Raw genomic sequence first — 14992 nt, 5'->3', positions numbered from 1 at the left:
GACATAAAATCCTCCCCTACAGCGGGAGTTATGTTACCATGTGCTAACCTTGTAACACATGGAGATGGCGGCATGGGCGAGTCCACCTTTACCTTCCGGGTCGATGATACCCTCAAAAGCGCCTTTGCCGACGCGGCGAAGGCGCATGATCGCACCGGAGCACAACTCATCCGCGATTTCATGCGCGACTATGTGTCGGGCGAACGCCGAGCGGCTGACCATGACTCATGGTTCCGGCAGCAGGTGCAAGTCGGGCTGGATTCGGCCAATGCCGGACGTCTCGTCTCTGACGATGACGTCGAACAGGAAGCGGAGGCATGGCGGGACGAGACGCGGGCTAGGATGGCTGGCGGGGCGTGAAGCTCGCATGGACGCTTGAGGCACGCCAAGACCGGCGGCACATACGCACCTACATCGCCAAGGAAAATCCAGCGGCCGCCCTGACGCTGGATGCATTGTTCACGCAGAAGGCGCGCAATCTGGTCAATCACCCCGCAATCGCACGCCCAGGTCGTGTGACAGGGACATACGAGCTAGTGGTGCATCGCAACTATATCCTGGTTTACGATGTCGCCGACGATCTGGTGCGCATCCTGCGCTTGCTCCATGCGCGCCGCCAGTGGCCGCCGATCGCTGGCATCGCGGATCAAGCGGAAACCCCGAATGAATGAGCGGATTTCACCTGATTGCCGTAATGGTCAGAGTTTAATTGTTCGATCGATCTTGAGCGTAAATTGCTTGTCGTTGTCACGGTATGCTGGCGACGTCCCCAACCATTCGGTCAAATCGAGAACGGATTGGCTCTCGTATTTTACGCCGGGTTCCGCCGTGCTACCGACCACTAGTTGCACAACAACGTCATCGTTAAATTTTATCTTCTGATTTTGACCCAGAATGAATTTTGCATGTGCGCTTATGGTTTTGGGAACCAAACCGAAATTCAGAAGGTCGTGTCCCAGGAGGTGGTGTAGGTTTTGAGGGTAGCGAAGCTGACCGGACGCGCGCTCATCGATAAAGCGCTGTAGCGGCCGGTCAGTTTCGCGGGTGGTCACCGGCGAACTTCGGATAAGTTTGGGTTGCGAAGCTCAACTTACGGAGACCTCCGATGACCAATGACAAGATGGACCTGCACGCTCTGGTTGGGAAGACAGCCGACGGCGATTTTCTACGCGACATGATCGGCTTTGCCGCGCAGCGGCTGATGGAACTGGAAGTGGGCGGTGCGACCGGCGCTGCCTATGGTGAAAAAGATCCTGAGCGCCTCGCGCAGCGCAACGGCTATCGGGATCGGGACTGGGAGACGCGAGCAGGGACGGTCGAGCTGCGGATCCCCAAGCTGCGCAAGGGAACATATTTTCCAGGGTTTCTGGAGCCCCGCCGTATGGCAGAGAAGGCACTGACGGCCGTCATCCAGGAAGCTTATATCCAGGGGATCTCGACCCGCTCTGTGGACGATCTGGTCAAAGCCATGGGCATGAGTGGGATCTCAAAGAGCCAGGTCAGCCGACTGTGCGTGGAGATCGACGAGCGGGTGAAGGCCTTTCTCGATCGTCCGATCGAAGGCGACTGGCCCTATCTCTGGATGGACGCGACCTACATCAAAGTGCGGCGAGCCGGTCGCATCGTCTCTGTCGCGGTCATCATTGCCGTTGGCGTTAACAGCGATGGCCGGCGCGAAGTGCTCGGCATGGCGATCGGTCATTCCGAAGCGGAGGTCTTCTGGACCGAGTTTCTACGCAGCCTTGCTCGTCGCGGTCTGCGCGGCGTGAAGCTGGTGATCTCAGATTCCCATGAAGGCATAAAAGCCTCCGTCGCCAAAGTGTTCAGCGCCACCTGGCAGCGATGCCGGGTTCATTTTATGCGCAATGCGCTGGCCCATGCCGGCAAGAGTGGACGCCGGGTCGTGTCGGCATTCATCGCCACCGCTTTCGCCCAGGAAACTCCAGAGGCCGCAAAGGCCCAATGGCGTAGCGTCGCCGATCAATTGCGCCCTACCGTGCCAAAACTCGCTACTCTGATGGACAGCGCCGAGGAGGATGTGCTGGCCTACATGACCTTCCCAGCCCAACACCGCACGAAGTTGCACAGCAACAATCCGATCGAGCGGCTCAATGGCGAGATCAAGCGGCGCACCGATGTTGTCGGTATCTTCCCCAACGAAGAGGCGATTACCCGTCTCGTCGGCGCTATCCTTCTGGAACAGAACGACGAATGGGCCGTCCAACGCTGCCGCTACATGACACTTGAGAGCGTCTCAGGTTTAAGCGATAATCCCATCATCACGTTGCCTGCCATGGCAGCATGATCAATCCGGCTTAGCCGGAGGTCGCTGTGGCTATCCCAGCGAACCTACACCACGCTGTGGGACACGATCATTCAGAATCCGAAAATGCAGGGAGTTCGAGACGATCTGAGGATCTATATTACTATCTCCCGATACCATCTCAATTTGGATCATAGGGTAAATACCCTCCACGTGCCTTTTCTCATCGGCAATGTGATGCACGACACCCGCACATTCATTCGAATAAATGTCAGGGGTATATCTCCCAAGCGCAGCTTTTGCTATGAAGCCTGTCTGATGATCTCGCCGTCTATCGACGAATTGACGCTTCATTAGCTTCGCCGGGAAATAGAGTTTCGTATCTCGAAACTGTACTATTCGTACATCTTCAACCGTGCCGTCCTTCAATGTGACGTTCTTCAGTTCCGCGAGGTCTGGGCAATTTGGTGGCATAGGAGGACGATGTTCCAAATGCCGCGTATCTTCGGGCTTGGAGTCTTGGCATCCAACCAAACCCAACAGCCCACACAGCGATATTGCCATTGTCAGAGCGGTGCGCGTTATGATCGTGTCCCACAGCGTGGTGTAGGTTCGCTGGGATAGCCACAGCGACCTCCGGCTAAGCCGGATTGATCATGCTGCCATGGCAGGCAACGTGATGATGGGATTATCGCTTAAACCTGAGACGCTCTCAAGTGTCATGTAGCGGCAGCGTTGGACGGCCCATTTGATGGCATGGACCACCCCCATGCAAACGATCATATTATATGGTGCCATTAAAGTGGAGGAAGCGCGATGTCAGTTGTTACGATTGGCCTTGATCTGGCCAAAACGGTTTTCCAAGTTCACGGTGTAGATGAGGCCGGCTTAACCGTGCTTCGCCGAAAGCTCTCTCGGGCCGATATGGCGGCCTTCTTCAAAAAGCAGCCGCCGTGCCTAGTCGGAATGGAAGCGTGTTCTAGCGCGCATCACTGGGCGCGCTTGCTTGTGGAGATCGGCCACACGGTCAAGCTCATTCCACCTCAGTACGTTAAGCCGTACGTGAAGCGGAACAAGACGGACGCCGCCGACGCGGAGGCCATATGCGAGGCCGTCGCCAAGCCGAACATGCGGTTTGTTCCTATCAAGACGAAGCAGCAACAGGCGGTTCTGGCTTTGCATCGTGTCCGCAGCCTGTTGGTCCGACAGCGAACGGCGACGATCAATGCACTGCGCGGACTGCTGGGCGAATACGGGCTTATCGCGGGCAAGGGCGTGCGACAGCTCGCGATATTGAGCGAGCGTCTTGCAACCTCGGACAAGACCGTCGTCCCGGACGAAGCGCGAGAAGCGTTGCGATGTCTTTTCCGGCACATCGACACATTAACCGATAAGCTTGGCGAGATGGAGAAGCGGATCGTCGCCTGGCACAAATCAAACCCGGACAGCCAGCGTCTGGCTACTGCTCCGGGCGTGGGCCCAATTACGGCGACAGCGATTGTGGCAGCCGTCGGCGATGGCAGTCAGTTCAAGTCTTCCCGTCATTTTGCAGCTTGGCTTGGCCTGACGCCACGGATTCGAGCGAGCGGGGGAAAAGAGAAGATTGGTCGGATCAGCAAAGGCGGCGATCGATATCTCCGAACGCTCTTGATCCATGGAGCTCGGGCCGTTGTAGGAACAACGTTCCGCAAGGACGTGACACCTCGGCCCTGGCTTAAAGCTTTGGTCGACAGGAGGCCCGTGAATGTAGCCTCAACAGCCGTCGCTCACAAGACGGCTCGCTCGATCTGGGCCATGTTGACCAGGAATGAGGTATACCGCCGTCCATCGCCTTTGCCGATGGCGGCCTAACCAGTTCGGCGCCGATGTGATGGTGCCGACTTGCGAGGGCAACGACAGAGTATGGCGAACCGGTATCACCGGGGATCGACAAAGGTCACTGAAATGATGCGAACCAATTTGAGTTCGTCCATTTGTCCGGCCGTCGATCCGCGGAAACCATAGGGGCCTGCGGCGTGTTATGCCGCACAACAAGGCCGGATACACGACCGCAAGATCCGAAATCGTCGAAATCTGTTGAAAAGCCTTGCAAGGTGGGGGTGGTCCATACACGTCGTTCTGTTCCAGAAGGATAGCGCCGACGAGACGGGTAATCGCCTCTTCGTTGGGGAAGATACCGACAACATCGGTGCGCCGCTTGATCTCGCCATTGAGCCGCTCGATCGGATTGTTGCTGTGCAACTTCGTGCGGTGTTGGGCTGGGAAGGTCATGTAGGCCAGCACATCCTCCTCGGCGCTGTCCATCAGAGTAGCGAGTTTTGGCACGGTAGGGCGCAATTGATCGGCGACGCTACGCCATTGGGCCTTTGCGGCCTCTGGAGTTTCCTGGGCGAAAGCGGTGGCGATGAATGCCGACACGACCCGGCGTCCACTCTTGCCGGCATGGGCCAGCGCATTGCGCATAAAATGAACCCGGCATCGCTGCCAGGTGGCGCTGAACACTTTGGCGACGGAGGCTTTTATGCCTTCATGGGAATCTGAGATCACCAGCTTCACGCCGCGCAGACCGCGACGAGCAAGGCTGCGTAGAAACTCGGTCCAGAAGACCTCCGCTTCGGAATGACCGATCGCCATGCCGAGCACTTCGCGCCGGCCATCGCTGTTAACGCCAACGGCAATGATGACCGCGACAGAGACGATGCGACCGGCTCGCCGCACTTTGATGTAGGTCGCGTCCATCCAGAGATAGGGCCAGTCGCCTTCGATCGGACGATCGAGAAAGGCCTTCACCCGCTCGTCGATCTCCACGCACAGTCGGCTGACCTGGCTCTTTGAGATCCCACTCATGCCCATGGCTTTGACCAGATCGTCCACAGAGCGGGTCGAGATCCCCTGGATATAAGCTTCCTGGATGACGGCCGTCAGTGCCTTCTCTGCCATACGGCGGGGCTCCAGAAACCCTGGAAAATATGTTCCCTTGCGCAGCTTGGGGATCCGCAGCTCGACCGTCCCTGCTCGCGTCTCCCAGTCCCGATCCCGATAGCCGTTGCGCTGCGCGAGGCGCTCAGGATCTTTTTCACCATAGGCAGCGCCGGTCGCACCGCCCACTTCCAGTTCCATCAGCCGCTGCGCGGCAAAGCCGATCATGTCGCGTAGAAAATCGCCGTCGGCTGTCTTCCCAACCAGAGCGTGCAGGTCCATCTTGTCATTGGTCATCGGAGGTCTCCGTAAGTTGAGCTTCGCAACCCAAACTTATCCGAAGTTCGCCGGTGACCACCCGCGAAACTGACCGGCCGCTACAGCGCTTTATCGATGAGCGCGCGTCCGGTCAGCTTCGCTACCCTCAAAACCTACACCACCTCCTGGGACACGACCCGCGTTATCATTGTTCGTAATTCGCGGATAAATCTTAATTTGTTGCTTTTCTCTCCGATCGGATCGTCCTGCAATGCCGGAAAACACATGATAGGCGTCAGGAAGCGATGAAAATTCCCGTTAATTGCGCTAATCTCCAGATTGCGCGGCCCTTCATCCTACTCACTTGTCCGAGAAACACTGCCGGATGGTAAAAATGCCCCGGAAACCCGAAAGCATGGTTTTCCGTCACCATAGCATCTCCACTATCGGCCTATGCCTGTTCGAAACCCGATATTCCGCAAACGACCCATTTAATGCGAAACCTATCTGATCCGATGCGCCTCCCCAATCCTATTCCCCTTCCAAAATAGGATTTCCTCTGATCTATCCTTGTCGATGGACCTGCCCGCCCTTCGCCTTCCCCCACGGATTGCTCTCACAGTGACCGGCCTGTCGCGTCACCGTCGCATAGGCGGCGCGTCGCTGTGACTTTAGCGGCGCGTCGGGGGTGTAGGGAGACAGGAGTGATTGGAGGGCGGGATTTGGCGGGATTATCCGGGATTGCGTGGTGAAGAGGCCCGGAATTATTGGGTTTTTCGGGAGTTGCGCAGTGATCGGGGCGCGGGACGCTGTGTCTATAGTGGGTGGGCAAATATACAGTGATGGGACCAGAGCATTTAGAGTGGGTGGTTTCTAAAAGGCTTTAAGAAGGTTGCTGCCCGAAGGCTTCTTAAACGGCTTTTAAGCGTCGGTTCTGGGCTTTTAAGCAGGGCGAAACGGGCATCAAACTAAGCCGCGCATGGCCCGCGTGGCAAAAAGAAGTGGGACCAAGCAGGTCCCAGTTCGGCGCGAAGGTCCCAGTTCCAAAAAGTGGCGGAAATGCAAGGTGATTGCGCAGGCAACGGGTGATCGATGCAAAAATAGCAGGCATGGAACTGGGACGGTTTTTTTCGGTCGTCAGTTGCGCCAGATCGAGACGACCAGGCCGAAGAAGAAACCCAGCGTGCCGAGAGTGACCAACGCGAACAGTAGCGTCTGGCACCCCTTGCGGCCGGGCGGGTCGGGTTCGCGATCGGACCATTCGTTGAGCATTAGTCCTCCAGCAGCAGATGCGCTGGCAAAGACGCTAGAAGGTCGGACGGGTCAGCGTCAAATGCGCGGGCCAGCGGGATAATCTCGCTGCGGCGAACAGCACCATTCTGGCTCAGATCGCTAAGCCGCCGCGCATCGATGCCGCTGATGGTCGCCATTCGTCCAAGGTTGCGCCCGACGTGCATATCCCAGGCACAGAACCAACGCGCCCCGCAACACAGCGCGACGGCGACGGGATGTGCAGCGTCATATGGCTGGCGGCGGCTGGGCATCAGGAGCGCTTTGCTTCGCGGCGGGCGATGATGCGGTCGATGCGGCTGGGGTCGGCCTGGTCGTCGTCGATCGCGGCGACCGGCGCCGTTGGCGGATCGACGGGGCGCGGAATCGCGGGGACCAGTTCATGGGTCGTCCAGATTTCCGCCAGTGGGTGCAGGTAGATCATCGCCGGTGCGCCGGGTGGCCGGGCATAGTCGCTCCACCAGCCAAAACCCGCCTCGACCGCATCGGCGCGCGCTTCCTGCGCGGTTGGACGCCAAGGAGCCTTGGCCCGACCCATCACACCGAAGCAATAGGCCGGGTCTCGCCGTCGCGCGTTCACAGCGCCAGCCAGTCGAGTTCAGCATCCTCCATCGCCGCGTAGAGATGGCTTTCGGGCTGCGAACTGTTGAGCCGCGCCCAGGCGTCCTTCAGCGCGCCGTCCTTCGGGAAGCCGCGATCGGCCTTGGCGAATTGCGCCAGCTCGCCGATCGCGTCGTCGCGCGTCGCCTGCTCGATCAACCAGCGGCCAAAGGGTGGCTTCTTCGTTCCGAACTGGGCCGGGTCTGCATGTTCCATATCATCCTCCAAACCGACTCGATGCCGGTGGAACAATGAGAACATAAAGAGAACGAACGAGTCAATCCGGGACAGCGGCAGGCTGGGTCGTGCTTAACGATCTTTCGTTTACGCGCCTTCGCTATAAGGATGTGGCGAATCGCGGAGACCGGCCCATGCGCATCATCATCCTTCTATCCATTGTCGCCCTGTCAGCCTGCACGAGCAAAGCGCAGGAAGCCGAGGCCAATTATCTGATGGTTGCCAACGAAACTGCCGATGTCGGCATGTATCGATATCGCGCGTTGTGCCCACATTCTAAAGCGGTGGCGGCCGCATATATCGAAGAAAAGAACGCCGAAAAATATAGGGAATGGAAGTACAAATCGGACATCGAATGTGAGCGGGCGTCCGATCCGTTAGCAACCTAAGCTATTCATAGTTTTTGCAAAAACCGGCCATAAATTCGACAGATCGGGACAAACTTATCGTCGGCGACTTCTTCGGGATAGATCACGTCGCCCTCGTCCTTATCACGCTTTTGAACGGCAAAACGCGCGACCTTCAGAGCGCCTTCCCTTCTCCAGATGACGACGTGGCCGTCGGCCAGTTCGCCAGGTGTTATCTCACGAACAAAGACCAGATCACCTTCGTTGAGATCGCGGTCGCCAAGCCGACTGATATAGCCGGAGCGCAGTTGCACCAGATATAGATCGAACGACGTGCCGAGCGTCCGCATGAGCCAATCTTTGCGGAAGGGCGTCCAAGACTGAGGCTTTCCTTTGCCGGTATCGGTGATGTTCAAGAGGTCGAAAAGAGGGATTTCCTCCCACTCTGCATCTTCCACTTCGACGACCGGCGCAGCAGGAACGCGATCGACGCGCCTGCCTGTCAAAAGAAGATCGACGGTGACATCGAGAGCATCGGCGATCTTCACCGCATTTTCGGCTTTCGATATCCCCTTCTGGACATAATCGCTCAGCGTGCTGACCGCTATTCCGGTTTCTCCGCTCAGCCATCCGAGATCACGGCCATCCAACATCGACACGACTCGTAATCCAACCGGATTTTCGGTTGCTAGAGCTTGACGCTTACGACCTTTCGGATTATCCGATTTATCGTAACGAAGTTTCGGAAGGTTCATATGAGACTCGCCAAGATGCACCCGGAGGATGTGAAGGCTGAACTTCGCAAGAGATTTGCGACCGTTTCAGCGTTTGAACGCCGATACGAACTCCCATCGAAGTCGGTGCATGACCTGCTCCGTGGTCGAGCAAGTGCGCGTGTTGAGAAGGCAATAAAATCCGTCATTGAACGTCCTGTTTCCGAATTCTCGAAATCCGAAGGTTCGGACGTTAGCCAAACTGTCACTTCTTCGCACCGTAAAAATGCGGAGGCTCGATAGACATGGCCACCGCAGCGAAAATGACGGCTGATATATCGGCCCCTGTCCTGTCCATTTCCCCTCATGACGTGCTGGTCGGCGAACGGCTCGGCGCTTTCTGGCCCGACAAGGCGGCAGCAATCGGCAAGCTGATGGCCGAAGACGGCCAGAATGAACCGATCAAGGTGCGGGCCAGCGGGCCACGCGCGGCGAAGCCGTGGACGCTGGTGGCGGGTCATCATCGGCTGGAAGGCGCGATGCTGGCCGGGCTGGTCCTGATCGATGCGATCGAAGTGACCGGCGACGAAGCGACGCTGCGCAAGATCGAGGCGTCGGAGAATGTCGAGCGTGGATCGCGCAGCCCGATCGAGCGGGCCTGTTTCGTTCGCGCGATCGCCGATGCGGCCGAGGCACGGATCAAGTCGATGCATGGCGACCTATCGCCAGAGCAGATCGCGATCCGGGCGCGCTGGGATGCGATGAAGGCCAAAGCGCCCGGTGTCGAGCGTGATGACGACCTTAACGATGCAGAGGCCGAGCATACGAGTGCCAACTTGGCACTCGTATATGGATGGGCCGACGCAACCTCCGAAGCTCTCGGTCTGTCGCGTCGAGCAATGTTTCGCGACCTCGCTCTGCACCGCGCCTTGGTTGCGCCCTTTCCGACGCTGTATCGCGCCCTCGCTACCCACCCACAAGTCGGCGAAAATGCCAGTGCGCTGCGGGAGATTGCGGCGATCGGCGACATCAGCACGCGGCGCGCGCTAATCGAAGGGCTGATCGATGCGCCCGACATGACACTGGCGGAGGCGAAGGAAGGGCTGGGGCTGACGAAGCCCAGTGCGGCCCCGGCGACCGGCGCGACCAAGTTCATGAACAATGCGGCCAGCAATCTGGCGCGCCTGTCGGCGTCGCAGCAGCGGGACTTCGTTCCGGCATTGCTCAAGGCGATCAAGCCATCGGTGCTGAACGTGATCGCAGCGGAAATCGCCGCGATGAAGGCGGGAGGTCAGGCATGAAGCCTTATCTTCCCCGCACCCGCGCCTCCATTGCAGGGGAGGCTTTCATCAAGGCTCGCTTTACGGACCCCGCCACCGGTCGGTCTGTCTTGAGCGAGGATCGGGCCTTTGCCTATGTCGATATGTTCGTCGCTGGCTACACCCGCGCCGAGATCGACCAGTCTGGATCGCAACTAGGATTTTTCGACCCGGAAGCCGCGCGGGAAACCAGGAAAAGGCATTCGTCAGGGTCGGTAGGAAAGCTCCAGCTCGGAAGCAGCGGCTTCGATCAAGTCTTGGAGGACCAACCCGCATTCCGTCTTCCCCATCCGGTAGGCAGCGTCCCGCTGTATCGCCGCGTGATCCAACGCATGTTCGGCAGTGGTCACGTCCGCCGTCCCGGAGGCCACTATGAGTGATAGCAACAGCTGCGTCAGCGCATCTACCTGCGCTTCCAGGTGTTCAATTCGCCTGGTCATATCTTGCATCTTCGTCCCCTTTCTCCCCGTGGGAGTAGCGTCATGATCGGCGCGCGTCATCATACGCGCTGCTCGGCCGAGCGGTGCAGCGCGACCATCACCAGGGGATGGTTCTGCAAGGATCATTGGTTCGCGATTCCCAAGAGCCTGCGCGACGCGGTGCTGGCCGCTTTCAACGCGGCGACCGAGGCCCACTGCAAAGCGCCGCGTGACGAACAGGAAGAGCTGAACCGGGCCTATGGCCGGGCCTTCCGCGAGTGCCAGGATTACCTGCGCCACGCCCCACGCACCGACGCGCTGGCGATGGCGACGATCGCCCAGGAAGCGGGCGCGGCTGTCACCTATGTCGATGGGAGGCGTCTGTGAGCCAGATTGCCACTGATAGCACGACCATCGCCGATGCGGTGAAGGACGAGGCCGCAATCGCAGGCCAGCGCCGCGCCTCGGCTCGATCGACGGGAACCGTCGTGCGGCGCGGCCAGGTCGAATTGAGCCTGGGCGGCACGTTGCAGGACATTGCGATTCGCGATGATGCCGGTTGCGCCGTCGCGATCCTGAAAGCCCGGTGGCCGCACCTGTGGGCGGGCATCCGCGCCAGCGCGCTGGCCCAGGGTGAAGGGCCGGTCAGCGCGATGCTGCGCCTGATCGAAAGCGCCCTTGAAGCGGAGCGAGGCGCATGACCGCCGCGCCGCGCCGGGAGCGTCATCCGCAGGACTGGTATGTTGAGCAGACATGGACGGTTCGCGCCCTGATGGCGATGATCGACTTCGATCGCGACACGCTTATCTGGGACCCGTGCTGCGGCCTGGGGACGATCCCCAGCGCCTTTGCGGCGGCGGGCTATGAGGCGGTCGGCACGGACCTGATCGACCGCTGGCTGGCGACGCAGCCGCGCCACCTGTTCATGGGCGAGCATGATCTGCTCGGCGAGCAGGTCCATTTGCTGGAAAACTGGACGTCGGTGAGCATCGTGTTCAACCCGCCCTATGGTTGCGCGCTGGATATCGCCGAGCGCTGCGTGCGGCGGGCACTGTCGGCCGCGACGGACAAGGTGTGCGCGCTGCTGCCGATCGGCTGGCGCGCGAGCGAGAAGCGCTTCGCGTTCTTCCAGGAATTTCCGCCCGCGCTGAAGCTGGAATTTTGCGACCGGCCATCAATGCCGCCCGGCACCGCGCTGCATGATCGCGACGACAAGGGCAACCTGACGGCCTGGAAGCGCGGGATGACCGACTATGCCTGGTTCGTGTGGGACCTGCGCGCTCGGCCGACCGACACCATCACCCGCATCATTCCGCCGCGCACACCTGCGCAGAAGGTCGCCGATCGCGCCTTCGACCTGCGCCGCGTGGGTGTGCTGCCGCCTTTGGACGTGCCTCTGGACATGGAGATTGCCGCGTGACCGTTGCCCTATCCGATGCCGATCGCTTCGCTCGCGCCCGACTGGAATTTGTCGAGGCGATGGCGGCTGGCTGTTCGATCCTGGAGCTGCGCCGCCGCAAGGCCGACGCGCGCGCCGCGCTGCGCCAGCGGGCGCAGGCCGAGGTGACCGATCATACCGCCGACCTGATGACCACCGCGCCGATGCAGGGCGATTTTCGCGCCTTCGACGCCGCCTGGATGATGAGGGACTGATCCATGATTACCAATCTGAAGACCCTAACCATCGAGATCGAGCCGTCGCATGCCGCTGCCATGATCGAGTGGCTGAACCGCAACCATCCGGATGCGCGCAGCGAAACGATGACGAAAGATGACGTCCAGAGCCTCGTCCGTGGCGATCGCCTCATCATGCATGAAGCGACCATGGGCGTCGGCAATGATGGCGTTGAACACATCTATGCGCCCGGCACGCCCGCGATTTTTTGGATGCTGGAGCGGCTAGGATCGGCGACTGGCCTTGCCGCAACGCTGGTCATCGGTCCTGCAGATGATGACGAAGCGATCACCAATTTTTTCTATGAACGTGATCCCGCAGGCTTCCCGTTTCGGCGTGCGGACGAACGCTGATGGCCTCCAATCTCAAAGCTGCGCCGGATGCGCTGACACCCGATTTGGTCGCGGATTTTGTCCGCTGGCTCGATCGCGAGCTTCCGCCGCGCGCCGACGATCTCGGTCCCATCACACGCGGTCATGTCTGCGCGCACGGCGTTCGCTGGCCGCATGCCTGCGTCCCCTGCGACGCTGCCGCATGGGATCTGCGCCTTGGCTAAACGGCCCGCCTCGATCGACCAGTTCGCCTTCACCTTCACGGCTCCGCAGCCTGCGACGCTGCCTGCCGCGCTGGCGGGGATGGACGCGCGAATCGCGCGGACGGTTGGCGAGGCGCTGGCCGGGCGGGACCGTGCTGTCGTCGCGGCGCAAATGAGCAGCCTGCTGGCCGATGATGTCAGCAAGCTGATGCTGGACGCCTACGCCAGCCCGGCGCGCGACGGCCACAATATCAGCTTCACCCGCATGGCTACGCTGATCTCGGTGACCAACCGCTTCGACCTGCTTGACCGAGAGCTGCGCCCGATCGGCGCGGCCGTGCTGGTCGGCGATGAAATCTACACCGCCGAGATCGGCCAGATCGATAGCGAAATCGCCAAGCTGAACCAGCGCCGCAAGGACCTGGCACGGCTCAATCCCACCATAACAAGGAACCGCCGCAAATGATCGCCAATGGGGGAAAGAGCTGGTTCACGGCGGCAGAGCTGGCGGACCTGGCGCTGCCGGGCCTGCCGACCAGCAAGCGCAAAATCAACGAACGCGCCGATGCCGAGAATTGGGCGCTGAAGGTCGATGACAATGGCGAGCCGCGCGCCCGCCCGCGCAAGGGCCGTGGCGGCGGGCTGGAATATCATCTGTCGCTGCTCCCGACCGCCGCCAAGGGCGAACTGGTCAAGCGCGGCCTCGCCTTCGTCCCCGCCAATGACGAGGATGCGGTGTCGATCGTGCGCCAGGCGCATGGCTGGGCCTGGTATGAGATGCAGTCCGACAAGGTGAAGGACGAAGCTGTCCGCCGCGCCGCGATCATCGCCCAGGTCGAGCAGTGCGAGGCTTGCGGCATGACGCGGTCGGCCGCGATCGCGACGATCAACAGCGCCAAGCCTGCGACGATCTGGAACTGGCTGAAACTGGTCAACGGGGTTCCGGCGCATGACCGGCTGCCCGCGCTCGCGCCACGTCGCAAAGGTGGCGGCAAGGAAGCCGACGTCGATGCAGGAGCCTGGGAACAGCTCAAGTCCGATTATCTGCGCCCCGAACGGCCGACCTTTTCCAGCTGCTACTGGCGCACGGTCCACCTTTATGCCGAACCGCGCGGCATCACGCTACCCGGCGAAAAGACGCTGTTCCGCAAGCTGGAACGCGAGGTCGATCCGCGCCTGGTCATCGCCATGCGCAAGGGCATGGACGCCGTCAAATCAATGGTTCCCGCACAGACAAGGAGTGTTTCTCACATGCACGCAATGGAAATGGTCAATATCGACGGCCACAAGTTCGACGTCTTCGTCCGCTTTCCTGACGGCAAGATCGACCGCCCGATATTGGTGGGCATCCAGGACATATACAGCCGCATGATGCTGGCCTGGCGTTGCGGCGATACGGAGAGCGCGCTGCTCACCCGCCTGGCCTTTGCCGACCTGTTCAAGCGCCATGGCATCCCCAAGCGCTGCCTGATGGACAATGGCCGCGCCTTCGCATCGAAGTGGATCAGCGGCGGGATCGAAAACCGCTACCGCTTCAAGGTGCGCGAAGAAGAGCCACTGGGTTTGCTCCCCAGCCTTGGCATCGGGATCAGCTGGGCGCTGCCCTATTCCGGCCAGTCCAAGCCGATCGAGCGCGCATGGCGCGACCTGGCCGACATGATCGCGAAGGACCCGCGCTGTGCCGGTGCCTGGTCGGGCAACCATGTCGATAACAAGCCGGAGAATTATCGGGATACGGCGGTCCCGCTCGCCGACTTCCTCCAGATCGTGGAGGAAGGCATGCACATTCACAACAGCCGCACCGGCCGCAACACCGAGACGACGCGCGGCGGCAGTTTCGCCGAGACGTTCGCCAAAAGCTATGCCGTCTCGCCGATCGGCAAGGCATCGCCAGAGCATATGCGGCTGGCGCTGCTGACGGGCGAACAGGTGAAGCCGGACCGCAAGTCGGGTTTCATCACGATCGCGGGCAATCGCTATTGGTCGCCAGAACTCAGCCGCTACCCCGGTCAGCTGCTCACCGTTCGCTTCGATCCCGACGACCTGTCGCAACCGATCCATGTCTACAGCCAGGGCGGCGAATATCTGCTGACCGCCGATCGGTGGACCGCCTCCCCGTTCGACAGCAAGGCCGAGGCCAATCGGTCGGCCAAGCTGCGCGGCGACCTGCGCAAGACGGTGCGCAAGGCGCGCGACATCGAGAAGATTTTGTCCACCGAGCAGGTCGCCGCCCAGATGCGGATGCAGACGGCGCAAACGCAAATGCCCGAACCCGCCGTGATCCGGCCGACGCGCTTTCGCGGGAACGTCGCCGTCAAACCCCTTTCAGAGGCCGTTCAAACGCCTTTGCATGACCAGTTCATGGGCGACTTTTCCAGCGCGATCGAACGCCTGCGACTGGTCGAATGAAAGGGCCG

22 protein-coding genes and 1 pseudogene are annotated in these 14992 nt (G+C 60.4%); 16 read left to right on the top strand and 7 right to left on the bottom strand.

The genetic code is table 11. The features are described 5' to 3' along the window. Positions 1–72: 72 nt before the first annotated feature. Together OVY48_RS10120 and OVY48_RS10115 are read left to right on the top strand one after the other, a co-directional pair. Positions 73–360 carry a hypothetical protein gene (locus tag OVY48_RS10120; RefSeq protein ID WP_313922776.1) on the top strand — a complete coding sequence of 96 codons (288 nt, stop codon included), beginning with the start codon at positions 73–75 and terminating at the stop codon, positions 358–360. Beyond that, a complete protein-coding gene (locus tag OVY48_RS10115; protein ID WP_313922775.1) occupies positions 357–671 on the top strand; it encodes a type II toxin-antitoxin system RelE/ParE family toxin in 315 nt (104 codons plus the stop codon). Before OVY48_RS10120 ends, OVY48_RS10115 begins: the two co-directional genes overlap by 4 nt. A 27-nt stretch (positions 672–698) precedes the next feature. Here the strand turns inward: OVY48_RS10115 and OVY48_RS10110 are convergent, their stop codons facing one another. Beyond that, complete coding sequence (locus OVY48_RS10110; RefSeq protein WP_313922774.1) at positions 699–1052, bottom strand: hypothetical protein; 354 nt, start codon at positions 1050–1052, stop codon at positions 699–701. 53 nt (positions 1053–1105) lie between these two features. Here OVY48_RS10110 and OVY48_RS10105 point away from each other — a divergent pair, with 53 nt between their 5' ends. Both OVY48_RS10105 and OVY48_RS10100 read left to right on the top strand, forming a co-directional pair. Further along, the gene (locus OVY48_RS10105) at positions 1106–2305 is read left to right on the top strand and encodes an IS256 family transposase (protein WP_145206734.1); all 1200 of its coding nucleotides are present in this window, start codon (positions 1106–1108) and stop codon (positions 2303–2305) included. Between the two features lie 774 nt (positions 2306–3079). Further along, positions 3080–4114: an IS110 family transposase gene (locus OVY48_RS10100; protein ID WP_107126479.1), complete on the top strand. Its 1035-nt coding sequence runs from the start codon at positions 3080–3082 to the stop codon at positions 4112–4114. 261 nt (positions 4115–4375) lie between these two features. Here OVY48_RS10100 and OVY48_RS10095 read toward each other — a convergent pair. The 5 genes and pseudogenes from OVY48_RS10095 to OVY48_RS10075 all read right to left on the bottom strand — a co-directional run. Beyond that, positions 4376–5479, bottom strand: a pseudogene (locus OVY48_RS10095) (IS256 family transposase); the annotation flags it as partial. A gap of 1098 nt (positions 5480–6577) precedes the next feature. Beyond that, positions 6578–6712, bottom strand: a complete 135-nt coding sequence (locus OVY48_RS10090; protein WP_313922773.1) for a hypothetical protein — start codon at positions 6710–6712, stop codon at positions 6578–6580. Further along, positions 6712–6984 (bottom strand): hypothetical protein, encoded by a 273-nt coding sequence (locus OVY48_RS10085; RefSeq protein WP_313922772.1) that lies wholly within the window; start codon positions 6982–6984, stop codon positions 6712–6714. Before OVY48_RS10085 ends, OVY48_RS10090 begins: the two co-directional genes overlap by 1 nt. Then, positions 6984–7310: a hypothetical protein gene (locus OVY48_RS10080; RefSeq protein WP_313922771.1), complete on the bottom strand. Its 327-nt coding sequence runs from the start codon at positions 7308–7310 to the stop codon at positions 6984–6986. The genes OVY48_RS10085 and OVY48_RS10080 overlap by 1 nt, the downstream gene beginning before the upstream one ends. Next, positions 7307–7546 carry a hypothetical protein gene (locus OVY48_RS10075; RefSeq protein ID WP_313922770.1) on the bottom strand — a complete coding sequence of 80 codons (240 nt, stop codon included), beginning with the start codon at positions 7544–7546 and terminating at the stop codon, positions 7307–7309. The genes OVY48_RS10080 and OVY48_RS10075 overlap by 4 nt, the downstream gene beginning before the upstream one ends. A 155-nt stretch (positions 7547–7701) precedes the next feature. Between OVY48_RS10075 and OVY48_RS10070 the strand changes: the two genes are divergently transcribed. Continuing rightward, a complete protein-coding gene (locus OVY48_RS10070) occupies positions 7702–7956 on the top strand; it encodes a hypothetical protein (RefSeq protein ID WP_313922769.1) in 255 nt (84 codons plus the stop codon). Between the two features lie 5 nt (positions 7957–7961). Here OVY48_RS10070 and OVY48_RS10065 read toward each other — a convergent pair whose 3' ends face one another. Further along, positions 7962–8669: a helix-turn-helix transcriptional regulator gene (locus tag OVY48_RS10065; protein ID WP_313922768.1), complete on the bottom strand. Its 708-nt coding sequence runs from the start codon at positions 8667–8669 to the stop codon at positions 7962–7964. Here OVY48_RS10065 and OVY48_RS23885 point away from each other — a divergent pair, their 5' ends adjacent. The 11 genes from OVY48_RS23885 to OVY48_RS10015 all read left to right on the top strand — a co-directional run bounded on the left by OVY48_RS23885 (position 8670) and on the right by OVY48_RS10015 (position 14984). Further along, positions 8670–8930, top strand: a complete 261-nt coding sequence (locus OVY48_RS23885; protein WP_409593120.1) for a helix-turn-helix domain-containing protein — start codon at positions 8670–8672, stop codon at positions 8928–8930. Positions 8931–8932: 2 nt separating this feature from the next. After that, complete coding sequence (locus tag OVY48_RS10060) at positions 8933–9928, top strand: ParB N-terminal domain-containing protein (RefSeq protein ID WP_313922767.1); 996 nt, start codon at positions 8933–8935, stop codon at positions 9926–9928. Then, on the top strand, positions 9925–10326 hold the full coding sequence (locus OVY48_RS10055; RefSeq protein WP_313922766.1) for a hypothetical protein: 402 nt from the start codon (positions 9925–9927) through the stop codon (positions 10324–10326). The genes OVY48_RS10060 and OVY48_RS10055 overlap by 4 nt, the downstream gene beginning before the upstream one ends. Before the next feature lie 102 nt (positions 10327–10428). Beyond that, entirely contained in the window at positions 10429–10752 is a 324-nt protein-coding gene (locus OVY48_RS10050; RefSeq protein WP_313922765.1) for a hypothetical protein, read from the top strand. Continuing rightward, a complete protein-coding gene (locus tag OVY48_RS10045) occupies positions 10749–11066 on the top strand; it encodes a hypothetical protein (protein ID WP_313922764.1) in 318 nt (105 codons plus the stop codon). Before OVY48_RS10050 ends, OVY48_RS10045 begins: the two co-directional genes overlap by 4 nt. Then, positions 11063–11785: a hypothetical protein gene (locus tag OVY48_RS10040; RefSeq protein WP_313922763.1), complete on the top strand. Its 723-nt coding sequence runs from the start codon at positions 11063–11065 to the stop codon at positions 11783–11785. The genes OVY48_RS10045 and OVY48_RS10040 overlap by 4 nt, the downstream gene beginning before the upstream one ends. Further along, positions 11782–12018, top strand: coding sequence for a hypothetical protein (locus OVY48_RS10035; protein WP_313922762.1), 237 nt, complete (start codon positions 11782–11784; stop codon positions 12016–12018). The genes OVY48_RS10040 and OVY48_RS10035 overlap by 4 nt, the downstream gene beginning before the upstream one ends. Before the next feature lie 3 nt (positions 12019–12021). Further along, entirely contained in the window at positions 12022–12393 is a 372-nt protein-coding gene (locus OVY48_RS10030) for a hypothetical protein (protein WP_313922761.1), read from the top strand. Continuing rightward, on the top strand, positions 12393–12596 hold the full coding sequence (locus tag OVY48_RS10025; protein WP_313922760.1) for a hypothetical protein: 204 nt from the start codon (positions 12393–12395) through the stop codon (positions 12594–12596). Before OVY48_RS10030 ends, OVY48_RS10025 begins: the two co-directional genes overlap by 1 nt. After that, entirely contained in the window at positions 12589–13041 is a 453-nt protein-coding gene (locus OVY48_RS10020; protein ID WP_313922759.1) for a hypothetical protein, read from the top strand. The genes OVY48_RS10025 and OVY48_RS10020 overlap by 8 nt, the downstream gene beginning before the upstream one ends. Further along, entirely contained in the window at positions 13038–14984 is a 1947-nt protein-coding gene (locus OVY48_RS10015) for a transposase domain-containing protein (protein ID WP_313922758.1), read from the top strand. Before OVY48_RS10020 ends, OVY48_RS10015 begins: the two co-directional genes overlap by 4 nt. Positions 14985–14992: the final 8 nt, after the last annotated feature.

The sequence above is a fragment of the Sphingobium sp. SA2 genome (assembly GCF_032227065.1).
Taxonomy (GTDB): Bacteria; Pseudomonadota; Alphaproteobacteria; order Sphingomonadales; family Sphingomonadaceae; genus Sphingobium.
The sequence above is the reverse complement of the archived record's forward strand: the minus strand, read 5'-3'. Positions and strand labels throughout refer to the sequence as shown.